The organism is Eisenbergiella massiliensis (genome assembly GCF_003435485.1).
Window position 1 is genome coordinate 149,255 of sequence record NZ_QVLV01000012.1, and the last position, 25,266, is coordinate 174,520.

At 44.7% G+C, this 25,266-nt stretch carries 22 protein-coding genes; 19 read left to right on the forward strand and 3 right to left on the reverse strand.

Going from position 1 to position 25,266, the window contains the following annotated elements; all coding sequences use genetic code 11:
- The first annotated feature begins 648 nt into the window (after nt 1-648).
- The 17 genes from DXC51_RS17605 (at nt 649) to DXC51_RS17685 (ending at nt 21,168) form a co-directional block, all read left to right on the forward strand.
- Nucleotides 649-870, forward strand: coding sequence for a hypothetical protein (locus DXC51_RS17605; RefSeq protein WP_025490996.1), 222 nt, complete (start codon nt 649-651; stop codon nt 868-870).
- A gap of 39 nt (nt 871-909) precedes the next feature.
- Complete coding sequence (locus DXC51_RS17610; RefSeq protein WP_243003222.1) at nt 910-3,714, forward strand: hypothetical protein; 2,805 nt, start codon at nt 910-912, stop codon at nt 3,712-3,714.
- A gap of 521 nt (nt 3,715-4,235) precedes the next feature.
- Entirely contained in the window at nt 4,236-4,715 is a 480-nt protein-coding gene (locus DXC51_RS17615; protein WP_025490994.1) for a YomW family phage-derived protein, read from the forward strand.
- A gap of 5 nt (nt 4,716-4,720) precedes the next feature.
- A complete protein-coding gene (locus DXC51_RS17620) occupies nt 4,721-5,539 on the forward strand; it encodes a hypothetical protein (protein WP_117545061.1) in 819 nt (272 codons plus the stop codon).
- Nucleotides 5,540-5,597: 58 nt separating this feature from the next.
- A complete protein-coding gene (locus DXC51_RS17625; protein ID WP_021637550.1) occupies nt 5,598-6,332 on the forward strand; it encodes a YomU family phage tail tube protein in 735 nt (244 codons plus the stop codon).
- Between the two features lie 290 nt (nt 6,333-6,622).
- A complete protein-coding gene (locus DXC51_RS17630; protein WP_117545062.1) occupies nt 6,623-6,856 on the forward strand; it encodes a hypothetical protein in 234 nt (77 codons plus the stop codon).
- A 4-nt stretch (nt 6,857-6,860) separates the two neighbouring features.
- Complete coding sequence (locus DXC51_RS17635) at nt 6,861-7,157, forward strand: hypothetical protein (protein WP_117545063.1); 297 nt, start codon at nt 6,861-6,863, stop codon at nt 7,155-7,157.
- Between the two features lie 64 nt (nt 7,158-7,221).
- Nucleotides 7,222-7,515, forward strand: coding sequence for a hypothetical protein (locus DXC51_RS17640; protein ID WP_102288327.1), 294 nt, complete (start codon nt 7,222-7,224; stop codon nt 7,513-7,515).
- A 36-nt stretch (nt 7,516-7,551) separates the two neighbouring features.
- Nucleotides 7,552-12,183: a hypothetical protein gene (locus tag DXC51_RS17645; protein ID WP_117545064.1), complete on the forward strand. Its 4,632-nt coding sequence runs from the start codon at nt 7,552-7,554 to the stop codon at nt 12,181-12,183.
- A 38-nt stretch (nt 12,184-12,221) separates the two neighbouring features.
- Complete coding sequence (locus tag DXC51_RS17650) at nt 12,222-12,473, forward strand: hypothetical protein (RefSeq protein WP_021637556.1); 252 nt, start codon at nt 12,222-12,224, stop codon at nt 12,471-12,473.
- A 74-nt stretch (nt 12,474-12,547) separates the two neighbouring features.
- Nucleotides 12,548-16,075 (forward strand): pyocin knob domain-containing protein, encoded by a 3,528-nt coding sequence (locus DXC51_RS17655; protein WP_025490985.1) that lies wholly within the window; start codon nt 12,548-12,550, stop codon nt 16,073-16,075.
- A gap of 10 nt (nt 16,076-16,085) precedes the next feature.
- Nucleotides 16,086-17,234, forward strand: a complete 1,149-nt coding sequence (locus tag DXC51_RS17660; RefSeq protein ID WP_025490984.1) for a hypothetical protein — start codon at nt 16,086-16,088, stop codon at nt 17,232-17,234.
- A gap of 17 nt (nt 17,235-17,251) precedes the next feature.
- Nucleotides 17,252-18,154, forward strand: a complete 903-nt coding sequence (locus DXC51_RS17665) for a hypothetical protein (RefSeq protein WP_025490983.1) — start codon at nt 17,252-17,254, stop codon at nt 18,152-18,154.
- A 3-nt stretch (nt 18,155-18,157) separates the two neighbouring features.
- A complete protein-coding gene (locus DXC51_RS17670) occupies nt 18,158-19,765 on the forward strand; it encodes a DUF5048 domain-containing protein (RefSeq protein ID WP_025490982.1) in 1,608 nt (535 codons plus the stop codon).
- 11 nt (nt 19,766-19,776) lie between these two features.
- Nucleotides 19,777-20,073, forward strand: a complete 297-nt coding sequence (locus DXC51_RS17675) for a hypothetical protein (RefSeq protein WP_025490981.1) — start codon at nt 19,777-19,779, stop codon at nt 20,071-20,073.
- 14 nt (nt 20,074-20,087) lie between these two features.
- Nucleotides 20,088-20,390, forward strand: a complete 303-nt coding sequence (locus DXC51_RS17680; RefSeq protein ID WP_021636492.1) for a hypothetical protein — start codon at nt 20,088-20,090, stop codon at nt 20,388-20,390.
- Nucleotides 20,391-20,406: 16 nt separating this feature from the next.
- Nucleotides 20,407-21,168: a hypothetical protein gene (locus tag DXC51_RS17685; protein ID WP_117545065.1), complete on the forward strand. Its 762-nt coding sequence runs from the start codon at nt 20,407-20,409 to the stop codon at nt 21,166-21,168.
- A 161-nt stretch (nt 21,169-21,329) separates the two neighbouring features.
- Here the strand turns inward: DXC51_RS17685 and DXC51_RS29290 are convergent, their stop codons facing one another.
- A complete protein-coding gene (locus DXC51_RS29290; RefSeq protein ID WP_147332376.1) occupies nt 21,330-21,809 on the reverse strand; it encodes a hypothetical protein in 480 nt (159 codons plus the stop codon).
- An 86-nt stretch (nt 21,810-21,895) separates the two neighbouring features.
- Between DXC51_RS29290 and DXC51_RS17690 the strand changes: the two genes are divergently transcribed.
- Together DXC51_RS17690 and DXC51_RS29805 are read left to right on the forward strand one after the other, a co-directional pair.
- Nucleotides 21,896-22,894 (forward strand): tyrosine-type recombinase/integrase, encoded by a 999-nt coding sequence (locus DXC51_RS17690; protein ID WP_025490979.1) that lies wholly within the window; start codon nt 21,896-21,898, stop codon nt 22,892-22,894.
- 438 nt (nt 22,895-23,332) lie between these two features.
- Nucleotides 23,333-23,725 (forward strand): hypothetical protein, encoded by a 393-nt coding sequence (locus DXC51_RS29805; RefSeq protein ID WP_207660864.1) that lies wholly within the window; start codon nt 23,333-23,335, stop codon nt 23,723-23,725.
- Nucleotides 23,726-23,750: 25 nt separating this feature from the next.
- Here the strand turns inward: DXC51_RS29805 and DXC51_RS29295 are convergent, their stop codons facing one another.
- Together DXC51_RS29295 and DXC51_RS29300 are read right to left on the reverse strand one after the other, a co-directional pair.
- Nucleotides 23,751-24,323, reverse strand: a complete 573-nt coding sequence (locus tag DXC51_RS29295; protein WP_147332377.1) for a hypothetical protein — start codon at nt 24,321-24,323, stop codon at nt 23,751-23,753.
- 351 nt (nt 24,324-24,674) lie between these two features.
- Nucleotides 24,675-25,061, reverse strand: a complete 387-nt coding sequence (locus DXC51_RS29300; protein WP_147332378.1) for a hypothetical protein — start codon at nt 25,059-25,061, stop codon at nt 24,675-24,677.
- Between the last annotated feature and the right edge of the window lie 205 nt (nt 25,062-25,266).

The following is a 25,266-nucleotide window of genomic DNA, read 5'->3' on the forward strand; positions in this document are numbered from 1 at the left end:
CTCCCGCATATCGCAGGCAGGCCTGCGATACCGCATTGATATGAGCGGTTCCTTCCATATGCATTAGGAAAGAACCGTTCTGTCCCTGTGGGACAGCTTCAAAAAAACCAGTTGGGAAATTCAGCAGAATCGCTTGACTATACAACATTTATTATGTAATAATGCAGATGTATAGCTTCTGCTGTACTTCATAAGCTTTTTTCCCATTGGGTAAGGCTTATGTAATAAGTGCTTAAGGCCAATCCGAGGTGCGCCAACACCGTTTGAGGATTGGTCTTTTTTTATTGCTTTGATAGCTCGAGTATACATCGAACATATGTTCTTGTCAATATTTGTTCGAACGTTTGTTCTGTTCTCTGTTTCTTATACGCCTTTATATTCTATATGATAATACATTCAGTGTCCCATTAACAGGACTCAGTAACTTCCTTTCCTTCTTTCCATAACTGTATCAGTTCAGCCTCCCTTGCTGTGAACCGCTCCTTTTATTTTCAAACGGAGAAATAAAGTATGTTCCCACTAAAAGTCACCCCACCGCCGTGAACGGCGGGATATTTGACTCTCGCGGCAGTCGTCAAACGGATGCACAAGTACATCCACTTGGCTCGTTACTCGCGGAAAATGCATTTTTCAAAAGGAGGCAAAAGCATGAGCGATATAAAATTACGGATATTAAAAGAACACATCCAGGCCGGAAGGACGGCATACCACCCGCCTTACAGAGACACCCACATTCCCACGCGGGAAGAATTCCACAGGGAATACACCGGCAGCATCCGGCTTTCTGATTTCAGCACGGAACGTCCCGCCGCTTACACCATTGATAAAATAGCCGGCGCGCACAGGCGTTTCCGGGAGCAGACCAGATAAATCCCGGCACGCACAACCCGTCAATTTTTTTCAGAAGGAGTGATTATCATTAACGAAACAGGAATTAAAATTCTCAATATTAAAGCAGGAACTCTGTATGGCTATAATCTTGGCATCAGAGACAGATACGACTATACCACCGGCGTCCTGAACCACAGTCTGTTCCGGATTTTCCTGCAAAACCACGGCATGAAGCTGTATAAGGACAGGCTGACGAGGGATATTATCTGCCTGGATTTTGACTTCGGCTCCCGTTCCTATGAGGAAGAGATAAAGCATCTGGGCAGCCTGCTTGTCAGGGAAGCCGATGAGGAGGGCCGGGCAAAATTACGCCAAATCATCGAAAAGGTGAACCAGAACAAACATAAATACTGTAAAAAAAGCAAGGATGAAATACGGGAGCTTTTTTACAGGGACGGCGTATCCGTCACCTATACCGCCAGGGACAGGCAGGGAAATATGACAGGGGAGGAACGCATCCATTACAGGATGCTTTACCGGAACAGCGCAAAAGCCAAGCTGGGACAGGTCATGTTTATCAATGAAACGCTGTATGACGCCGCCTATGACTGGATGACTATGGGGCTTGGCGGGCGGATGCCCCTTGAAAATGCGAAAATCGTGGAGCTGTCCGCCTATGCCCCGCTCACGACGAGCACCATCCTGGACACATTTTCCATCCCGGTGGAGGATATCCTGATTTTAAAGGATCAGGACAGCTTTTTTACCACCATGGTCAATGTGGTGCGGGCGGAGGAATACGAAGGAACCCGGCGGGTCATCGATGAAGAAGGTACGGAAAAGGCCAGGCAGCGCGCGCTGGAAAAAGGGCTTTTGGATTTGCAGGGAAATCCCCTATATAATAAGGTATACAAAAAAATACCCGCCGTAAAAAAAAGATGCATTGTATCCCGCGAAGAGACAGAGGTAAAAAACACCATGTGGGACGGCATGGCCCTGATAGAGGACTCCTGTCTTCCCGCCTGGGTCAACGGCATGGCGCTTCTGCGCAATCACTTTTTTAAAGCATGCGGCTTCAGGGGCCGGATCCGGCAATTTATGCAGGACTGGTGCGAGGAAAAGGGCATCGACTATCAGACCTGGAAGATACAGGATATGTTCGGTGAGTGGCATCTTGCAAAGGATATAAAAATCATCACCACCGACAACGCGGTAAAATGGCTGAAATTCACGGACTTGATGGGCGCTTCCCCTCTGGACGCCTACCATTACTGGTGCGGCCGGGTCAATGCCGACGGTTCTCTCTTCGGCATCGTAAAAACGGATCACAAAAGCAAGCTGGGCGACGTACAGCAGTTAAGCTACCAGATGCTCAACACCCTGCCCTGCACCAGGGAGGATGTTAAGGCAATCGCACAGTACAGCATGGAATACATAGAAAAGCTGAAAGCTGACGATGGAGAATTCGAAATTTTTCTCCGGAAAAATGCCAATGAGGTGAACCATTATGAAATGATGGCGGATTTATACCGCCAGAACCCGGCCTTCGCCAACAGCAAATGGTACCGTTACGAAAAGAGGCAGATTATCAGGGCCTACGTCAATAAAATAAGAAGCGGCAAGGTGATGGTCAACGGAGATAACCTTACCATTTGCAGCAATCCCTACGCGCTGCTTTTATATGCGGCAGGCGGCGACTGGAAGAAAGATCCCACGCTTATGCAGGAGACGGGCACGGTGCAGTGCTATACCAGCAGATTTGCAGACGGCGAATACCTCTGCGCCTTCCGTTCCCCCCATAATTCGCCGAACAACGTCTGCTACCTCCATAACCGCCGCAGTCCTGAAATGGAAAAATATTTCCCTTTCAGCGACAATATCATCGTAGTGAACTGCATCGGCACAGATATCCAGGACCGGGGAAACGGCCTGGACCATGACTCCGATTTTTTCTTCGTCACCAATCACCCCACCTTCGTAAAATACGCGGGAATCTGCTATGAGCAATACCCGACCATCGTAAACCGGCTGAAGGAAAGCGGCGTCACCTATCGCAATACGCCCCTGGAATACGCCCGGATGGACAACAAGTTCGCACTGTCCAGACGCGGCATCGGGGAATCCAGCAATCTAGCCCAGTTGGCCCTCACCTACTACTGGACCACGCCCGCTCCCGAGCTTTATGACAGCTTCGTGATCCTGTCTGTGCTGGCCCAGGTAATTATTGACGGCTGCAAGCGGGAATACGAGGTGGACGCCCTGTCTGAAATCGAACGCATCAGGGCCATGGAATGCATGAATCCCAGACTTCATGAGGAGAGGAAGGATTTTCCGTTATTTATGAAATATGTAAAAACAATCCCCGCCACCAAAAACGGCAAAGATATTCCTTATGAAGAAATCCGGGATAAAAAGATGAAAATCAATGACCGGATCAACCATAAGCTTGTCTGTCCCATGAACTGGCTTCAGGAATGCCTGGACAGAATCCAGGGCGCCAGCCAGGAAAACGCCCTTCCCACCAGACAGTTCGTCCTACATCTGGAGGGAAAGGCAAATGACAGGCAGATCAGCAAAATCCAACAGCTGGTCAGCGCCTATGACAGCTTCATTAAAATGAACCACAACCGGTTTGAAGATGAAGATTTCCTTGTGGAATTCGAAGAAACCACCAATGCTTTCCTTTCCTCCATGGGAAAAATAAAGATCGGCAATCCTAAAACCATCAACCGCCTGATTGAAATTGCCATGGATATTTCAGAGGAAAACAACAATCCCAACTGCAAAAGGAAATACGGGATCAAATACGGCAGGCGGATGCTGAATACGCTCTACCGGCAGAACAAAGAGGCATTTTTATCGAATTTTAAACCAGCTGATTAATTTTGCGGAACGGAAAATGGAAAACCCTGTATTTTAAAGCCTCCGGCCAGATAATTTAGCGTGTTTATTATGAGAGAGTAAGCAGACTCCTGCCTCTTTCAAACTGCGCAGAACAGATACGAAATGGCCATTTCTTTTGAAACCAATCTCTTATTGCCGGCTTTTAAGCTTACCATATAGTTTGGCCCACTCCCTTTCAAAGCCGTCCCTTATGTTCCCATCTTAGCCGGCCGCGGCGCTGTCCAAACGGCGCCGCGGCTGGCCCCTCTTCCTTTTCCGGAAAATTTACGAAGAAAGAAGGTTTTAACGATCCTCAAAATTACAAAACAGGAAAGAAACTATCTTGTTTCAAATGGTTTACGTCCGGGCCCGTATGGTGATATCCACCATACGGTTGCCCGCCACAGGCGCACCTATTATATGACGGAATCGGCGCAGGCTATGAGGCTGCATGAAAAATATTACCGTTCCCTCGTCATTTCTTCCCACCAGAACTCTTCTCAGAAGGAGAAAATAACTTTATGAAAAAATCAATCCTGAACGATATCGGTTTATACAAAACCAGGCTGATATCCACCTTCATAAACTCTCCTGACATCTGCCGTCTTTTGCTTGAAAAGGATTCCTACACCCAGGACGAAGCGGACAGCCTCCTTTATACCCGGATTTTTCCTTACCTCCATATAAATACCCAGGCCGATATGAATGCCTGTCTTTGCTTTGAGGTGGATGTTCCGCAGATTCCCACAGGCATGATCAAGGATATGAAAATTATCGTATGGTCCTATTGCCGTCTGGAGCAGATGCAGTATGCGAAGGAGGATTATCTTGGAACAAAACCGGATATTCTCGCCGATATGGCTGAGCGGGAGCTGCGTGCCTCCAACCAGTTCGGTATCGGCCCGCTGCATCTGGAATCGGTAACAAATAACCTGCTGGAAAACCAGTTTTACGGCAGGCAGCTGGTATTTACCGTGCCTGACTTTAAAATGAAGGGATAAGAATTTTGACTCTCGACTATGCTCTTCTGATCAGCCCCTCCCCGCTCCAACTGAACCTGTGCAGCGTGCGCTCCCCCACTCTCAGGGAAATCGACGCGCTGCCCGATAAATTCAATACCTATCATATGTATCTGTCCATGCTGCTTCTCGATATTGACACCTATTACAAAAATATGGAGCTGCAGGGCGACAGCTATTTTGCCGGTTATACGGAAAAAGAAAAGCAGCAGATTCTGAGCATACGGGCCGAATACGCCGGTCTTACGGAGGAACAGCGCGCCCTGACAGGCCGCCTGGATATTTTCGGCTTTGATAGAAAAATAGTGGTTCCGCTTACCCAGGCTCTCTCCTTTTTTCTGTGTGAAAAGATCATCTATTCACCGGAGGAGAACGAATTTCTTATTTTCGGCGCCGAGAGCGCCGATCCTGTCTGCACCATAAATTCCCGGCAGCTTTCCGAGCTGGAAAGCATCATACTGCAGTTAAACGCAGTATCCGTAAACACCATGGATGCCGCCGATGCCAAAAATAAGACGGCTGCCAAAATAATTGAAAAACTGAATAAGAGAAAGAAAGCAAAAGAAAAAAGCGCGAAACCGGATCCCAAGCTGGAGCTTCCCAATATTATTTCAGCCATTTCGGCCTGCCACAGCTCCATCAACATACTGAACATATGGGATCTTACCGTTTACCAGGTTTACGACCTGTTCGCCCGGATGCAGCAGAACACCATTTTTGATGTGCTCAAAATGTCCGTTGCAGCATGGGGAAACAAGGACAACAAGGTTGATTTCACGCAGTGGTTTGAATGCATCAAACCGTAACTTCATTCGGTCCGCACCGCCGGACTGTTTCACCTATTAAATTATCAGGAGGTTTACTATGCCCAATATTAATAAAGCCAACAGACAGGTTTGTGATGTAGATATCCGTTCCCTCGACAGAAAGCCCGTACTCTTCTTTGAAACAGCCAATACAACCACGCAGGCGCTTACCGGCGAATCCGTGTACGCCACGGCAAAGGGTGTGAAGAGGATTGCTTTTGCCAATCCGATCGAAGGAACCATTACCATTGAAGCACAGGTATATCCGTTTGAGCTGTATTCACTGATTTCCGGCGGCGTTATTGAAACAGATGCCGCATATCCGGAAAAAGCTGTGGTGAAAGCAGATGCAGACGGCAGCCTGAAGGTTCCCGCCAACGCCATGGCAGGTTCCGTATTTGTATACAAGAATGGGGAATTTGCAGGCACAGAAATCGCTGGCACCTTTGCAGACGGTACCTTTACCGCCGCTGTGGAAGGCGACATTAAAACAGGCGAGGAATATGAGGTTGGTTATGTTGCCACAAAGGCAAGCGGCGTAAAACGCATCGCAATCAACAACAGCAAGCTTCCCAAGGCTTACTACATTACCATGGATACTGTGGAAAAGGACGAGAATGAGGTGCTGACGCCTTACAAGATGATTTTCTACAAGGCACAGCCTCAGAGAAACTTCTCTCTTTCCCAGTCTTCCGCCGGTGATCCTGCAAGCATCACCATGACCTTCGATCTGCTTGAGGACAAGGACGGCAACTTCGCGGAAATCGTTGAAATTTCTGATGAAGCGGAATAAAGAAATCTGCTTCTGCGGATAAAAAAGCCGGTCATACAGCGGTTATCCGGGCAAAGGAGCGAAAGCCAGCTTCCGCCTTTTGCCTGTTTTACGAACGCAGGGCGGCGGAGTTTTTCAGCCCGCCGCCCTGTGTTTCCAGGAGTTCTAAGGAAAGGCATTATGGCCGGATGATTATGAATATTGTGAATTGGTAAAAGGGATATGGAAATCACAATATTTTGCGGTTTCTATATCCCTATTTTTTACGAAAAAGGAGATGTGTCAAAATTAAATACAGAAGCTTTGAAGATGTGAAGGAAGTCTATGGCGAATCCAATTTATGCAGAATCTGCAACATAAAACAGATTCTGACCTATGCAAAAATGAAGGTCCAGCCCGTCTGGATCGATGAAGGCTACGGCGGGCGGCTGATCGCCTATTATTTTATCCCGGAGACAAAGGCAGCCTGGAAATACTGGCTGGAAAACAAGCCGGTAATTGAAATGACTGAAAATAACGGCCCGTCTGCCCGAAAGGAGGCATAAATTTATGAATATAACAACCTTTCTGTTTTTACTGATGTCCTTTGCCGTCTTAACCTCAACCGTAACCGAGGCGGTGAAAAATTTCCTGGAGGAGCAGCGTATCCGTTACGCCTCCAATATCGTCGTGCTCATCATCGCGCTGATTCTCGGATGCGGCGGAACCATTCTCTATTATACAGGCTCCGGCATTCCTTTTACCCCGTTAAATATCATCTACATCCCTCTCATGGGAATTGCCAACTGGCTGGGCGCTATGGTGGGATACGATAAGGTAAAACAGGCAATCGAACAGCTGCACTGATTTTGTTCCATTATAAAAACATAATTGTTGATCGCCGTAAAGAGACGGCGGAAGGGAGAATACAATGTTAGTTAAAATTAAAAATTACCTGAAGCTTAGAAAACTGCGCAGAGACGCTCTGAGCCTGCTTATTATCAACAGCGCGGAGATCATCTCTGCTTTTAAGGATGTTACGGATCTCGTCCATTCTTATCTGGGCGATACCGCGGAAATCCAGAAAAAACTGAGCGGTGAAAATATGGATACGGTCCTGAAATTCATGGAAGAAATGGTGGCCGCGCCTGACTTCAAGGATAAAATGTATGAAAAAATACACGACGATGCCCAGAAGCTTCGGGAAATGGAGGCCGCGAAATAAACCGGCACAATTCAAACTCCAAAACAGGAGGTGTTTATGGATATTGACTTAATAATGCGTATTACGGCTATGCTGGATGAAGAAAAAACATATAAAATAATGAAACGGCAGTTGGCTGATGTTCAGAAGAAACTGCAGGGGCAGAGTCAAATTAGTGTTGGTGTAAAGGTGAATGATAAGGCAGCCAAACAGCAGACGCATAAGCTGTGGGGCAGTTTAAAGGAAAAGATAGAAAAAAAGCCGGTATCAATAAAAATCAATTACGGAGAATTAGGAAAGGCTATTACTCAAATTGATAACTTATTGGGTAAATCATTAGATAAATATTCAAATGGTATTGTTGGCAGCCTTAACCATTCAGATATATTTGCCGCAAACAAATTAACTTCTGTTTCTGCAAACAGAAGCACAGACTCTAATCAGAAAAAAACTCCCGTTGTTGTTCCTAAAATGAATGAACAAACCTTTGATGCCGATGACTGGATAAAAAAGTTAAAGCAGGTTGATGAAGAAGTAAAGAATAATTCTACCACCTGGCAAGCATTTTATGATTCGCAGAAAGAATCGGGAAACGGTTGGATTGCCCAATATGGTCAAGATACCCAAGGGAAAATACGTAATGAAGAAAATATGGTGGCCGCCTATAAAAAATCACGGGAGGCCGCTATCGAATATAACAAAACTTTAGGGCAGATGTCTTTAGGCGTAAAAGCAGGAGAACTTGCCCTTAAGGGACTTGCAGCTGCGGGAAATATGTTGGCCTCCTGGGCAATAACAGCTGTTATTCAATTGATTGTTACTGCATTTGATAACTTTATACACCGGGTTGAGATTGCAAAAGAAACACTGAATAATTCAAAAAGCAACTTTGATTCTATAAAATCGGAATTCAACGACTTAACTACCGAACTTGAAAATAATGCCGAACGGATTAAAGAGCTTGAAGGTCTTCCTAAATTAAGTTTTGTAGAGCAGGAAGAGCTTGAAAGGCTCCGGGAATCCTCTAAGGAATTAGAACGCCAAAAAGCAATTAAGGATATAGAACTTAAACGTTCTTCAGAAGAAATGTCCAAAGCAAATATGGATGCATTCAAAAAAGAATTTGGCGACGATAATTTCAGTAATTCAGACGTTTTAGATCTGGAATCAAAATATGGTGATTTAACAAATACACCAACATCGGATTTATACTTAGCTGAGGAGGGAATAGAAGGACTTTCGGCTGCAATAATAAAAGTGCAGGAGGCAAAGGTCGAGGCAGAAAATACTGGTAATACAGACTGGCTGGCATCACTAAATGAAAGAGAACAATCTTACAAAGAACAGTTAGAAGATAATCTGCCTGCTCTGCAAAGTTATAGGGATAATCTTAATGACCTCATGGATTACCGTGAATTAACAGAGGATGAACAAGCCTTTTACGATAATCTGGAACAGGGAATGAAACTGATTTACCAGTACACTGATCCGGAAGCCTGGAACCGCATTGAGTTTGACAATATTTTTAACAATGCTGATTTAGACGAAACCAAGGCAGAACTCCTTGAATTAGCTAAATCAGGCGAACTTACACCAGAAACTCTCGAAGGATATTCTGAACTTACCGACGCTATAGAAGGTAGCCAGCTTATTGGGGAATCTGCTACAAAAGCCCTTGTAGAACAGCTATATGCCCTGGCTGAAGCCGAAAAAAATATGCCTTCCGATGAAGAACCTGTAAGTGAAATATCTAATACTATCGATCAGTTAAATTCGCAATTATCTCCTGCATTTGATTCTATTGGAAAAGCCTATCAGAATATATTCAGTATTGACGAAAATGGTGAAGAAATATTTTCATTAGACAACATAGATCTTGATACTTTCACTTCAATCAAGGATGGAATGGAAGAAATACAAAAAGCAGGCGGTTCCATTGATATTTCAGCATATGAAAACCTTATTTCTGTGCTTTCTGAATCCACGTCAACTGCCGATGAAGTACATGATGCATTTAATGAAATGGCATCCTCTGTTTCTTCTAACCTCGGTGATATTACAACAGCTAATTACAGTGTAATTGCATCATCTTTGGAGTCCATGGGCGTTACAAATTCACAAATTGTCGCTTTTGAATCACTCTTAAATAATACCGATGCTCTTAGCGATGCCGGATTTAACTTAGCAAAAGCAAGCGACAGTGAAATGGAAGCGTTTGTTAATGAACATGTTTCTGCTGAATATGCCGGACAGGCATTGGCACTCTTACAACTGAAAAAACTATATTGCAATAATGTAACTTTAAACACCGAAGATGATATCAATCATGTACTGGCTCTTGCAACCGCTGCCGGTGTTTCTTCTGATATTCTTTCGGAATTTGCAAGTGCAAAAAATTTTTATGAGGACGCGCTCGCGTCTGGTAATGCCGGAAGAATAGATGCCGCCATTTCTCAATTAGATAGTGTAAATAAAAAGCTGAAAGACGCCCTTTCAGGAAATAGTGTTGAAGCTGATTTTGGCAATAATCTTCTGCCCTTCAATAATGAATCAACAAAACAATCCAATAAATCCTCAAGTAGTCAGGCGGGTGAAGAAGCAGCTGATGCCTACGTCACCGCCTTCGACGAAAAATACAACCAACTCAAAGACCTCAGAGATCGCGATATCCTCAACGAAAAGCAATACCTGGATGCCCTCCGCGCCCTCAACGAAAAGTATTACAAAAACAACGAAAAATACACCGACCAATACGAAAAATACAAAAAAGAATATCTTGACGGCATGCTCAGCCTCCATGATTCCGTCATATCTATTGCTACCAAACAAATAGACAAATACATCAGTTCTTTGGAAGAGCAAAAGGGCGCCGCAGTGGATTCCCTCAAGGAACAGCAGGATGCCGCCAAAGAGGCGCTGGAAGCCCAGAAAGACGCCCTGGAGGAGCAGATAAAGCTGATTGATAAGCAGATTGACGCCAAACAGGCCGAAATCGATGCCATCAATGAAGAAAATGAAGCTCACGAAAACACCATAAATCTGGAAAAAGAACAATATGAGCTTGAAAGGCTGCGCAATCAGCGAACGGAATTTACCTACAGCGGTAAAGAAAAAGGCTTCGTATACCGGACGGACACCGGCGCAATCCGTGACCAGGAACAAAACGTCAAGGAAGCGGAAGACAAAATCCGCATTGCCGGCATAGAAAAAGAGATTTCCCTCCTGGAAAAGCAAAAGGATGCGCTGAAGGATCAGCAGGATGCAATCGACGAACAGATTGACAAGGTTGACGAATATTATGGAAAAATTATAGAGGATACCGAAACCTACTGGGACGGTATGATTCAGGGCGCTGAAAATGCCAAATCCGAATGGGAAAAAATGGGCGACGCCATAGAAGAGGCCGAAGACAAAGTTAAGCTGGCATCCCTGAATATCGATCCCGATGATCCGAATGCACTGCTGTCAGAGGAAACCATCCGCAATTTTAAAGAAATGCACGATAGTCTGATGGCTGATGTCTACGCCGGCAATTCAGAAATGCTGAACGCCTTATCCGAGCTGGAAAATGTAAACCTGTCTTCTCTCACCGGATATTTAACCGATACACAGGAGTACATGGAAATCCTGGCAGAAGGCGTAGACTTTGAAAACCTGAACAACTCTCTTGGCAGCGTCATGGACCAATTTTCCAAGGTTGCTGAGGCCGCGGGCATAATGACTGGCTCCGTCGTCGGCACTACCGGCGTATCCGTCGGAAAAAACAACGGCACAAACGCTTCTCCCTCCCAGGGCTCCGGCAATGGAAACATATCGTTCATAGACGCGGTTGCCGGCCTGGAAAAAGAAAGCGTTCCCATGCTCAATAATGTTGCGGATGCTTTTGCCGGCGGCGAGGACTCGGAAGATTCCACGCAAAGCATTGCCGGAAGCGTTGAAGCAGCCAAAGCGGCCATTGCAGGCTCTTCTTCCGGGAAAAAATCCTCCGCAGAAGGAGAAAACAGCTCCGGCGAGGATTCCGGTTCCCTGATGGAGGCCATGGCCGCCCAATCCCAGGCCGCGCTGGATGAAGAAACCGGAATTCCGGCCCAAATCCAGAAATGGCAGGAACTAAACGGAGTTCTTTCCGGCATTCTTGAAAACCTCAGGAATATTACAGCGATTATTCCTCTCTTAAATCCCCAGGACGGTAACTTTTCCGTTACCTCCGGCACTACCGGAATAACCCAGGCAAATGGCGGCCTTTCTCATGGCGATAAAAATGCCATGGTCTCTGAATACGGTCAGCTGGAAACTATCATCCGAAGAAACGGTACCTACCAAATCACCTCATCCCCGACTCTGACTGATTTAAACCCCGGCGACATAGTTCTTAACAACAGCAAGACCCTGGCACTGATACGCAGTAAAAGACGCGCCGCTTCTTCCGGTGTCAAAAATCTTTCCCTCGCCAGCCCGGTTCTTTTCTCCTCCGCGCTGCCCGAACTGCAGCCCCGCAATTCCGTATTGGCAAAGTCTAACGCAGCCGCAGCCTCGCCGATTTTTGCGGACAATCATCAGGACAATAAAATTGATGTCACAATCGGGGACATTATTCTTGAAAATGTCCGGGATACAGATACACTCTCCCGGCAGATTGTCATGCGCCTGCCCACACAAATCAAACAGGAACTTTCAAAAAGGGGGTAATTGTAAGGGTATGCCCAAGCTGCATACTCTGAAAAAATATGGAAAAATATGATGAAAAGGCAATCTCTGTCCTCGCAAGAGCATTTGCCGACAATATAAAAAATGTGAGGTTTGATTACGAAGGCTTCATACAAAAAGACAATGGCGACGGCACCTGCCAGGTCATTGTCAACCAACAGCGCTACGACATAAAAAATGGGACAGCGCTTACATTTGAACCCGGAAATAAATGTCTCGTTTACTGTATTTCCGGAGATTTTAACAGGAAGGTAATCATTGCAAAATTATAACAGTCCGGGGCGGCCATCGTCCCGGGCTGTTAGACAAACCCATAAAAACCTTCCTCTGCAATGGAGGTGAATACATGCCAATCCCATATAAGAAACTAAAAAATCTGGCAGAGGTTCAGAAATTACAGGATTCCGATATCACTGTCATCGAAGATCAGGACACCACCCGCAAGGGCACCCTGAAACAGCTGATCCAGTATGTAAAAGAGCATAATGACATAAGCAGCTTTTATGCCCATCAGGAGGCCATCGGCGCAGCAAACGGCATTGCGCCGCTGGATGATAAAGCCAGGCTTCCATCCGAATTTTTAAGCTACGGGAAAGAAACAGGAACCGTTTATGAAGGCTCTGCCGGAAAAGCGTTGGAGGCCAGCTTAGACAGCCACAAAGCAGATTCCGGGAATCCCCATAAAACTACAAAAGCCCAGGTAGGGCTTGGAAATGTCACAAATGAATCCAAAGCCACCATGTTTAACAGTCCTGTTTTTACCGGCATTCCTACCGCTCCCACAGCGGACGCGGATGATAATTCCGGACAGCTGGCAAACACAGAATTCGTAAACCGGCAGATAGCAAACGGCATTGCCGCGTCCGACGCCATGATTTTTAAAGGGACACTGGGAACCGGGGGCACCATTTCCGCCCTGCCCTCCACCTATCTGACAGGCTGGACCTACCGCGTTGTCACAGACGGCACCTATGCCGGACAGCCCTGTGAAACAGGCGATCTGATCGTTGCGCTTACGGACAGAAAGGGTTCCGGCAATCTGGATTCCGACTGGACCGTCTGCCAGACAAATATTGACGGCGCCGTAATTCAGACAAGAAAAATCAACGCAGGCAGCGGCCTGACCGGAGGCGGCACCCTGGCCGCCGACAGAACCCTCAACGTAGGCGCGGGGAACGGCATCCATGTGGACGCCGATTCCATTTCCGTGAAATCCAATACCACCGGTTCTCCCGGCGCCATCGGCAAAACAGTGACCAACGCAGACGGCGTAGGCGTGGTTCTGGGGACGGACAGCAGCTCCGCCTTCCGCGGAGATCAGGGCAAAGCCGCCTATGATCACAGCCTGGCCGCCCATGCCAGAACCGATGCCACCAAAACAGAACGCTCCGAAAAAAACGGCAATATCAAAATCAACGGTACGGAAACCCCCGTCTATAAGCTGCCCGATACCGCCACCTTTGGCGACGGCGCCGGTTTTTCCATAGACCAGACTGCCGGCACCTATCAGCAGAAAATCGAAGTGGTGGACAATTCCACCGCCGGTGACGCCGTATTCAGAGTTTCCCAGTCCGAAGACAGCGGAACTACCTTCCATTCCCTTCTGGAAGTCCGTGATGACGCCACCGGCTATCTGGGCAGCGGAAAAATTTATACAACAAATAACAAACCCGGCAAGGCCGACGTAGGCTTGGGCAACGTCCCCAATGTAACTACAAACAATCAGACTCCCACCTTCACAAGCGCCGCCGCACTGGCCGGGCTGACCTCAGGTGAGACCCTGTCCGTTTCGTTGGGCAAAACCGCTAAGTCCATCTCCGACTATATTACCCACCAGTCGGACAACAACAAACATGTTACCACCACGGAAAAATCAAACTGGAACGATGCAAACGCCAAAAAACATGTGCATGGCAACCAAAGCATCCTGGATACCCTCACACAGCCCCTTCTCGACAAATGGAACACTGTCTCCGATAAAGTGGACAAGGTCACAGGAAAAGGCTTATCCTCCAACGATTTTTCAGCGGCTCTTCTGAACAAATTAAACAGCATCGCCGACGGTGCGGAGGTTAATGTGCAGGCGGACTGGAACAACACTGATTCCGCATCCGACGCTTTTATCAAAAATAAGCCGGCCTCCTTCCCGCCTTCCTCCCATACCCACACAAAGGCCCAGATTTCAGACATGCCCACCAAACTCTCCCAGTTTACCAACGATCCCGGTTACCTTACCTCCGAGGATGTTGATACTTCCCTGATCCATAATCATGCCAACAAAAGCATTCTGGATTCCATTTCACAGGCACTGCTGGACAAATGGAACACCGTTTCCAATAAAGTGGACAAGGTCACAGGAAAAGGCTTATCCTCCAACGATTTTTCAACGGCTCTTCTGAATAAACTAAACGGTATCGCCGACGGTGCGGAGGTTAATGTACAGGCGGACTGGAATAACACTGATTCCGCTTCCGACGCTTTTATCAAAAATAAGCCGGCCTCCTTCCCGCCTTCCTCCCATACCCACACAAAGGCACAGATTTCAGATATGCCAACCAAGCTGTCCCAGTTCACCAACGATCCCGGCTACCTTACCTCCGCGGATATCGATACCAGCCAGAATCATGTTCATGCCAACAAAGGCATTCTGGATTCCATTACGCAGGCACTGCTGGACAAATGGAATACCGTTTCCAATAAAGTGGACAAGGTCAGCGGCAAGGGGTTATCCACCAATGATTTTACGGCAGCTCTTTTAAATAAGCTTAACGGCATTGCCGCCGGCGCAGAGGTCAATGTGCAGGCGGATTGGAGCAGTACCGATTCCGCTTCCGATGCTTTTATCAAGAATAAGCCGTCCTCTTTCCCGCCTTCCTCCCATACCCACACAAAGGCACAGATTTCCGACATGCCCACAAAGCTGTCCCAGTTTACCAACGATCCCGGCTATCTCACCTCCGCGGACATCGATACCAGCCAGAACCACACACATGCCAATAAAGGCATCCTGGATACGCTTACCCAGGCCATGCTCGACAAATGGAACACCGTCTCCAATAAAGTGGACAAGGTCAGCGGCAAAGGCCTGTCAACCAACGATTTTACGGCCGCCCTTCTCAGCAAGCTCAACGGCATCGCCGAAGGGGCAAACAAATATACCCACCCCGCTTCCCATCCCGCGTCCATGATAACCGAGGATTCCACCCACCGCTTTCTCACTGATTTCTGCAAAACCATCACGGACTGGAACTCGGCGGCGGCAAATGGTTTTTATATGGGAAATGATGCCGCAAACGCCCCGTCAACGGGCTGGTATTTCGGCCGCGTTACCGCCCATAACGCCAACTACCTGTACCAGGAGGTATATCAGTTTACGGCAAGCGCGGACGCCAGGGCCGTACCAAAATACATCCGTGTAAAATCAAACGGCGCCTGGGGATCCTGGTCCAATGTCACCGTTGCAGCGGCAGTTCCCTCCAACGCCAAATTTACAGATACCGTGTATACCCATCCCAACAGCGGCGCATCGGCCGGAACCTATAAAAGCGTAACCGTAAACGCCCAGGGCCATGTTATCGGCGGCACCAATCCCACCACGCTTTCCGGCTACGGCATTACGGATGCGGCCGCCAAATCCCATACCCACAATTATGCCGGCTCCGCTTCCGCCGGAGGCGCTGCTTCCAGCGCGGAAAAATTATCCGCCAGCAGAACCATTTCCCTGACCGGCGATATCACCGGCTCAGCCTCGACCAACCTGTCCGGCAACGTTTCCATTGCCACAAGCCTGGCAGGAGGCGTACTGAAGGAAAAAATAAGCGCAACCGAACCCACCGGACTGTCAGTAAATAATTACTGGCTTCAGGAATATTAAGGAGGATACTATGGCTACTTTACATACGCCGGATATACATCCTGTCGAGACCTTTGATCCCATCAACAACCACACTGTGGAATTTTCCTACACAGGCAGCCAGATAGTCCGCAACCGGGCCATCGTGCTGGACAACGAAACCTATCAGACCGTATATGATTCCGTGCAGGACAGAATGCGGCCCGACCACGTATTTCCGGGAGCCACCTTTTCTCCCGGAAAAAGCTATCAAATCCGCATCAAGGTTTTTGACGCCTATGGCAATGAATCCCCTTTTTCAGAGCCTGTACTTTTCTGCTGCTACTCCACCCCGGAATTTCGTTTCGACGCCCTGGACAAAGACACCATCCTCCACACGGCCAACCCAAAGCTGACTCTTATCTACTCCCAGAAGGAACAGGAGGCCTTACAGGACTTCCAGTTCCTTCTCTACGACTACGATAAAACACTGCTCACTTCCTCCGAACATAAATATGACGCTTCCGACATGACCCATATCTTTTACGGCCTGAAAAATGAAAGCGAATATTATGTGCGGGCCACAGGAACAACGGCCCACGGACTTCGCATCGAAACCGACTATATCAAAATAAGCATTAAATATTTCCTCATGCCTGCCAACGTCCTTTTTGAGGCAAAAAACCATCCCGAAAACGGCAGCATTGCACTGGAAAGCGGCGTCATTGACATCGGTTATGAAATAGAAAACGACAATTATACCATTAAAAACAGCGAACTGATCATCGGCGGCAACAACACGCTCACCTATAATGCTGGCTTCGAAATCACGGATGAATTCAAGGTATTTCTCAAAGCGCGGAAAGTCCCCCTTGACGCTTCTTTTTTCAAAATGCGCTGTCCGGGAACCGGCAAATATCTTGATATCCGCATAAAACGGCTGGGGAAAGCTTACTACGGGATTTTAAACATCCCCTATGGCGCCAAACTGGGGCATTACAATATTTTTGCAGAAATCCCCACGGCCTCACTGGCAGACGCACAAGGCAGCCTGCTTGTGGACACCGCCGGCAACCTGCTTATGCTCGCCGCCCCGGGCTACCCGGATCAAAACACCGCAGTTTTCGAAATCAGTTATAAAAACGGACGCTATGACTTAAGCATCTATTATGAAAACGACAGTACGGTGGAAAATATCTGAAAGGAGACTGACAAACTATGCTATTTCTCGGAACCGCTTTTTTCAGCGGGTTACATACACTGGATCCTCCTGCCGTCAGCGTCAGCCCGATTACGGAAATCAAGCTGACCAACGGAACCTTCGATCATTTATACGCCAGCAAAAATTCCGAAGAAACCATCGAAAGCACGCATAATGAATGGAATGAAAATACCCTTCTCAGCGCGCCCTTTGATGACAGCCTGGATGCCGGGAATTCCGGCTTCAGCTTAAGGAATACCGACGTAATGGTGGTCAAATGCCGTGAAAAAGGCAGCATGGACTGGAGGACAATCCATACCAAGGAAATCAAAACCATTGATGATTTCAAAATGTTTTACTTTTACCGCTATGCCCGAAGCAACACGGATTACGAATTCATGCTGGCGTCCACCTGCAACGGCATTGAAAACAGCCGCGTAATCAGGGAAGTCCATTCCGATTTCAACGGCTTTTTCGTTGTAAACCAGGACAACGCCATCGGAACCATTTACAACCTGGACGGATGCGATATCACCAGGACGGCGTCCGGCGAGGCTGCCACACTTTTAAACAGCCAATATGCCAAGGTGATCCATAACGGCGCCTATAACTACGATACGGGCACAGCTACCGGCGCCTTCCTGAAAACGGACGCAAGGGACTGCTTTGCCGACCTTCCCGGCAGCCTGTCGCTGAGAAAGGACATGATGGATTTCCTCACCGATAAAAAGCCAAAAATCCTCAAATGGGAGGACGGCCGGATCTGGATGATTGATGTTGTGGGAACCCCCACCGATACCATGGACAGCCATCCTGATCTGCGTAAAATCACCTTCCAGTTCGCCGAAATCGGTGATGTCAATGACCCCAAAGCGCTCTATACCAACGGCTTAAGCCCCATCGGGCCGGAATGGTGGTGATTTATGAAATATAAAATAAACGAAGAAGACAAGCTGCTTTTCAGCCAGGGCGCCCTTGACTATAAATACCGTCTCAGCGTCATGAAGGGCAGCCGGATTGTGGACATTATCTACGGGATTTCACAGCTGGGCACCTACGGAATCAACGGTGAATCCGACATCCGCAGGACCCTGAACTTCACGCTGGCGCTGGATGAATTTCAGACGGATATTGAGGAAAAAATCCAAAGCTGGTTCGGCCTGGATTTTAAATTTGAAATCGGCATGTACAGCGTCATGAAAAATGATTACCTCTGGTATCCCTGCGGCACCTATCTGATTACCGCCTCCAATACCCAGTACAACAGCACCAGCAATACCCTTTCCCTCACCGTTTCGGACTGGTTCTCCAAACTAAACGGGACACGCAACGGACAGGTAGGCGGCACGCCGCTGATAAAAATTCCCGCTGTGGACGACGAAGGAAATCACACCATCCTACGGGAGGTGCTGACCTTTGTCCTAAAGCAGCAGGGCGGGATTGAAAACTGCATCATTGATGATATCGGAGAATTTTTCGGCATGGAAGCCAATAACACGGATTTTGAAGAATACCGGAAAAACAACCCCGGCTGGAACCAGCTTCCCTATGACCTGGAATTTAACATGGGATGCATGGTTGCCGACGAAATTAACGAAATCACCGGCCTGTATCCCAATCTCCAGAAATATTTTGATGTATACAATAACTTTTGCTGCCACATGATCCCTTCCTGTGAAAATAATCCGATTGCACTGGACGATGATTTTCTCAAATCCATCCTCACGGACAGCGGGGAATCCGTTGACTATGATATTGAAAACATCCGCAATGTCACGGAGGTCCTCGGTTCCGTATACGAAATTGACCGGATGTCCGAAAATTGCACCACCTCAGGCAATACCTACAAGCTTCAGCTGGATGACTATGAAAAATATGTTTCCAACGATTATATCGCTTTCACAGCAGACAAAAACAATACAGAGGGAATGCAGCTTCAGATCAACGGGCTTTCCCTGGTTCCCATTTATTATGAGAATACAACGACCCTTGTCGCCGCAGATACCATGACCGCCGGTGAAACATATGTCCTACAATATAAAAAGGTTGATAACTCCGGCCGTTTTTATTATCTGGGCCAATACCAGCCCCATGCCATATGCGTTCTTACCGCCGATGCGCAGGACCCGGTCTATACGAAGCAGTATTTTGCAGAACGGTTTAACTGCAAAAACGTGGTATTCCGCGTGGAACCCGACAATCCCTTTACGGTACAGCAGATAGGCATCGTTCCCGATGTCAAAACCGGAGATACCTATGACAACATCACCTCCGTGTCCAATGCCATCGAAACAGCTATCTATGACAATATAAAAACCTCCTCCTGGAATGATATTGTCACCATCACAACCCTCTGTGTCCCCTGGCTGGATGTCTACGAAAAAGTCACCTGGCAGAAACAGAATACATCCCAACCCTATCCCTATATCATCACAAACATATCCCATAATCTGGGAGGCACCGTACCGACGACCTCCATAACAATGTACCGTTTCCATCCGTTAATGTACGATTATGAGATCCCACTCTAAGGAGGTGAAAAATGTCATATCAACTGTCAAATTACAAAGACGTGGATGCCACAGCCGCTCCCCTCGTCCTCCAGTATTATAAATACATGGACCAGGAGGATTTTGCCGCCGCTTCCCGGCTGCTCGAGGAGAATCATGAGCTTTTAAAGCCGTACATTATAGACATGAACGGCATCAACAAAATTGAACAGGGCCTTTATGAGATGTGGCAGACGGCCTCGTCCACCCAGGCCGTCGTGATTACGGAAGACGAAACCGAACCGGAAGGCAATTTCGGTCAGGGCACCGAATGGTTTGCCGAATACTGAACAGGGAGGATTTAATGAACGAACATGATTTTATTTTTGTACCCCACAGCTCTGCCCGGCTGCGCAGCAAAGAAACCGCCGACCAACACAAAAAGCTGTTCAAAGCGGGCAATCCGGCAGGCGCTGCCAGGCTTTTAAAGAACCATCCCCACCTTGAGGCGTTTACCGCCTCACTCTTCAATTTCCTGGAACAAAAGCTGGTTTCCATCGAAGAACAGCTGTCCTTTAAAAAACAGGAAATATTTAACGTATATTCAGACACAGAACCTACCGCCGAAGAAATGGCCGGCAAGGTTTTCTGGAACAAAGAATACTAAGAAAGGAAACAAAAATATGAGTATTGTATCAGGTTATAAAAAATTTAAAAAGTATATTTTAACTTCCTCGGGCTTTCAGCTTGTTTCCCATTGGACGAACGCAAATACACTGCAATTCGACGACGGAAAGACCGCCCAGGCGAAGTTAGGTGCCATCGATGGCATCTCCAGCTCTAAAGATTCCAGCAGCGACAAAATTGCGGCTAGTACTAAGTTGGTTAGTGAATTAAATTCTAATTTAGGGGGTTTGTCTTTTTATGAAGATGAAACCGGAAAATATGTTGTGGGTGCTGATTCAGTCCCAAAAAAATTGGGTAATTGTAACACATATTCTTATTTTAATGGAGATATTATAAATTATTCAATTTCTGTATTAGATAAGAATCCAAATGGAAGTGTTGCAGCTTCTATTATTGCAGATACAAACGGATACATTAAATATAATTCTACAATGAACGATTGGTGGTATAAATATTCAACAGTAGAGTTTTTTACAAAAAATTTTTTGGATTCAAAAGGATTTACTAAAATGAAAGCACATGTAAATTTAAACTCAGAAGTATCAAGTTTAAATTTACAACTACTCAATTCAGAAAATTTAGTTATTGCTTCGGGTACTTCAAATATAAAAAATACAGTATCATTAATAGAACTTGATAATGTTCCTGAAAAATTTAGGATGAAGATAATATTAAACTCCCCGAATTCTGGACCTAATCAAAGCCAAGGAAACCGCAATGCAACTGGATTTATTTATAATATTGAACTATTTTCTTGAGTTATGATGTTTTATTTACAGTTTGAAGAGGAAGCCAAAAAGTATGTCCCTATAATGGCTATATTACAATGGCAGGTATAATTGTTATCCGATTTGCCATAGGCACATTCAATGCATCTGATGAGATATATTGCTCAGTACCATTTTATTTTAGATAGGTATTACATAACCAGGTAAACATCATAATACGGGGTACATGTGACGGTGCCGCCATTACCATGCCCATAAGAGGCACCAAGAGAAAAGCTTCCAGCAGTACAGGTAACAGATAATGCCCCTGTCTCCGAAGTGTACGATATTGATGGAGTTATAGTTTTCGTTGAACTCCCCTGGTTCTCATGATTGGAGGAACCGTGTCCCCAAATATTAAGGGAATAATTTATATTTTTCATAACCACCAAAAAGTTTTTGCTTGTAAATGCAGCATAGTTATTGGGGTACAGTGACGCTATATTAATCGCTGTAGTTCCAGTTTTGCTGCTGGCAAGCAAAATAGCATCACTACCCAATTTTTTTGATACTGTATCAGCACCAACCTTATATGTTACACATGGATCACCTGTACCGTTAACCCAAAAGGTCATTCCCCCAAACTGACCACTAAAATTAGAATTTACTACAATAGTATTTTGAACATTCATTCACAGCCTATTGTCTAATTGACATTATTCTCCATATTTGTAATTATTAAAATGGAAAATTATACTATTAAAAGGAGAAATTGTGAATGAATGATTCAAAAGAAAAATTTATCAGTCTTATAACCCAAACCATGTCCGAAAATCTATCAGCGGAACAACTAGATATGCTCATTTATACGTTATCTAATGTATTGCAAAGCTATGATATCTCTGAGGCAAAAGAACTACCATCTCCCGACATGGATGATACTAATAAACTCATCCAAAATTTCTTATCTTGTAAAAAAATTGAAGGCTGTCTTCCCAATACTCTTATTCAGTATCAGTATACAATCAGCAGGTTTGCTTCTTGTGTAAACATGGATTTGAAAAAAGTAAATACAAATGCTATTAGATGCTATTTAGGCCTTATTAGCAAAGGAAATCAGAACAGCTATGTAGATAATGTAAGGAGAAATCTTAACACATTTTATCAATGGATGGAAGACGAGGATTATGTTATTAAGAACCCATGCAGACGGGTTAAAAAAGTGAAAATCGAGAAAAAAATGGAAATGCCTTTTAGTGATGAAGATATAGCATTAATGCAGGATGCTTGCAAAACAGCCAAAGATACGGCCCTAATTGATTTGCTGGTATCCACGGGTATCAGACGAGAGGAAATCACAAAAATTCAGGTATCAGATGTCAACTTTAACCAGATGTCCATAATGATTCATGGTAAAGGTGCGAAGGAACGGATGGTTTACTTCTCTTCACGTTGCAAAGTCCACTTACAATTCTATTTACGAACTAGAGGTTATGAAAGTGAGTACCTATTCGCATCTGACCGAAAACCACACGGAAAACTAACTGTAAATTCTATTCATGCTTATGTAAAAGATATAGGAATCCTTGCCGGTGTATCAAATGTACACTTACATCGATTCCGTAAATGGTTTGCGACAAGTATGATAAATAAAGGAGTTAAGATTCAGGATCTCAAGGATATGATGGGGCATGAAAGCATTGATACTACAAATAACTATTATATCTACAGCAATATAGAACGAATAAGGTCTGAATGTAAAATTCATGCAGCCTAAATAATTAGCCCTAAAAACCTACAGATTTTGACATGGACTTTGTTCATGTCTATTTTTCGTAAAATAAATTATTAAAAGAGTAATAATTATGGAAATAAATACATTACAAATAAGCTCAATATATTGGTGGGGTTAAAAAATAACTAAAATGTAATGAACATAAGTTTCCAAAATTCTCTTCCGGCTTCTTAATTAAATGGGTTTGGACAAATTAAAGTATCTAACAACGATATTAAAGCTACTATGCTTTTCAAGACTTATCATACCTACTTATTATGATACATTAACATTTGAAGGAATGTGAGGACAAAGATACCAAATAAATGATTTATTATAGAATTTTTATACCTGAAAAATATCAATCAGATGTACTTTTTGACTATATTCAAACATTAACTTTGTAATTAAGTTAAATAGACTATGTATTAAAGTTCTAATTTGAACGGGTATAAGTTCGGAAAAACCACTGACGGTAAACCTGGTTATATTCCTCCAGGAGGTGCCGATACAGTAATCCCTTTTAACAATTTAACAGATATAAAATTTAAGCTCATTGCTACTGATGCAGCTACGGTGACTGGCTATAGTATTTATGTTGTAACATCCAGCTCAATGCAAATTCATCAAGGATCCACTGTGCCAAGTGTAAATGATGTAAAACCATCTTTTACTGGCCAATCCAGTCTGTTATCGTACGAAGGATTTAGGTATGGTAGCGGCCCCGGAGGGGTTTATGGGTGCGGAATATATGTTGCGCAAAAAGAATCAGATATAACTTTTTCAAGTGGGAACCGTGGTAATATAAATTTAATTTTGGGAGGCTTTATTTAGTATTCTAAAGCGGGCTTTACGTATCTTATTTATATGCAATAATTCTACGAATCCTAAAGTTCGCAATTACTGTTGAAGATCCTGATTCACCAGAATTAGGTGTGACCACTTCAACAAAAATATATTTTTTACCTGATAAATTTGATATGTCCAATGTTATACTGCCTTTAGTAACTGTGCCCGTTCCATTTCGATTTATTTCCTGTGATATCTCATATGTATTTGGATTTTCCAATGCCGATGTTCCAAGCGTAATCTTAGTTATTCCGATACCATCAAGATCGTATAATAATTCTACAGTTGATAGATTTGTCAAATCAATTATGTTTGTACAACACAGACGGACGATTATCCAAGTATATCTTGGCCTTGATAATACAAGTTGCATATAATCTGTATAATAGTTCATACTGTATCCAGATCCATTATTTTGATCCATTACTTTAGCAGTGAATCCATTTGTTATTCCAGCAATCCATACTTCTTTTGATTGTATCCAGGCAGATAGGGCATCCACCCAGACTCCATTAAATTTTACCTGTATTTTATCTGTATCTGAATTATATCGAACAGATAAATTTTGATCTATGGCAGTCAAATTAGAATTTTATGAGATATACTATTTAATTTAAGCAATAACTTAATATCATTTTACAATTTATCTAAATTCTAATTTGAGCCAAATTCAGATTTATGTTGGAGATGATGATAAACTTCACTTTATAGATAAGGATGGTGCAGATACAGCGCTAAATTTTACTCCTAAGAAAACTATTACCGTAAGTACATATATAAATTCATGGACATGGAGATGCTATGCTGTGACCTCTATAAATGGGAAGGAGGTATGTAGGGTTGAAACCACCAATCCAGGTGATACAAGTACAAACTCAAATACAAATACTGTTTCTACAACTATATAAAAATAATATCGCTTTACCTTTATCTTTTATGAGAATTTGTAAATACAAACTCTTGCACCTACTCCAGTGTCATTTGCCCAGCTACCATTATCTGAATATACAGATATTGTAATCTTAGTATCCTTTTGAGCTTCACAAAATGATACATGTAATGTTGTGAAAATATGTTCAGAAGCATTGTTCGATGTACCATTTGAAATTACTGTAACAGTTGCTCCACTAATTGAGACACTTGCATTGGCACTAGCGGTTCTTCCTCCAGTAGATACAATAATTAAATAAACTCCCAAAGCTTCGCAGGTATATGAAAAAGAAGTACTAATGCCACGCTTCGCGGTAGTAGCGGTATTCGTATATACAACTTCTCCTTGCATACCATTACCCAATTTTTTTGGAACTGAATCAGCACCCACTACATACTTTCCGTTTTCATCTTCATAAAAAGACAAGCCACCAAAATTAGAATATTATGTTTTACTTCTGCTATATTCCATAAAATATTTTATTGTATAAGTTAATTACATATCACATTAATCTATTTACTAAAGTTCTAATTTTGCAACCGTAAATCAGAATTTAAACGCCTTAAATGACAGCGGCGCAATTAAGGGCATGGAT

Coding starts and splice junctions, on each gene's coding strand:
- DXC51_RS17640 (WP_102288327.1), top strand. CDS start 7,222: ATGTTAGTTAAAATTAAAAATTACCTGAAGCTTAGAAAACTGCGCAGA.
- DXC51_RS17615 (WP_025490994.1), top strand. CDS start 4,236: ATGAAAAAATCAATCCTGAACGATATCGGTTTATACAAAACCAGGCTG.
- DXC51_RS29290 (WP_147332376.1), bottom strand. CDS start 21,809: ATGAATGTTCAAAATACTATTGTAGTAAATTCTAATTTTAGTGGTCAG.
- DXC51_RS17605 (WP_025490996.1), top strand. CDS start 649: ATGAGCGATATAAAATTACGGATATTAAAAGAACACATCCAGGCCGGA.
- DXC51_RS17675 (WP_025490981.1), top strand. CDS start 19,777: ATGTCATATCAACTGTCAAATTACAAAGACGTGGATGCCACAGCCGCT.
- DXC51_RS17690 (WP_025490979.1), top strand. CDS start 21,896: ATGAATGATTCAAAAGAAAAATTTATCAGTCTTATAACCCAAACCATG.
- DXC51_RS17635 (WP_117545063.1), top strand. CDS start 6,861: ATGAATATAACAACCTTTCTGTTTTTACTGATGTCCTTTGCCGTCTTA.
- DXC51_RS17650 (WP_021637556.1), top strand. CDS start 12,222: ATGGAAAAATATGATGAAAAGGCAATCTCTGTCCTCGCAAGAGCATTT.
- DXC51_RS17645 (WP_117545064.1), top strand. CDS start 7,552: ATGGATATTGACTTAATAATGCGTATTACGGCTATGCTGGATGAAGAA.
- DXC51_RS17665 (WP_025490983.1), top strand. CDS start 17,252: ATGCTATTTCTCGGAACCGCTTTTTTCAGCGGGTTACATACACTGGAT.
- DXC51_RS17670 (WP_025490982.1), top strand. CDS start 18,158: ATGAAATATAAAATAAACGAAGAAGACAAGCTGCTTTTCAGCCAGGGC.
- DXC51_RS17625 (WP_021637550.1), top strand. CDS start 5,598: ATGCCCAATATTAATAAAGCCAACAGACAGGTTTGTGATGTAGATATC.
- DXC51_RS17655 (WP_025490985.1), top strand. CDS start 12,548: ATGCCAATCCCATATAAGAAACTAAAAAATCTGGCAGAGGTTCAGAAA.
- DXC51_RS17660 (WP_025490984.1), top strand. CDS start 16,086: ATGGCTACTTTACATACGCCGGATATACATCCTGTCGAGACCTTTGAT.
- DXC51_RS17685 (WP_117545065.1), top strand. CDS start 20,407: ATGAGTATTGTATCAGGTTATAAAAAATTTAAAAAGTATATTTTAACT.
- DXC51_RS17680 (WP_021636492.1), top strand. CDS start 20,088: ATGAACGAACATGATTTTATTTTTGTACCCCACAGCTCTGCCCGGCTG.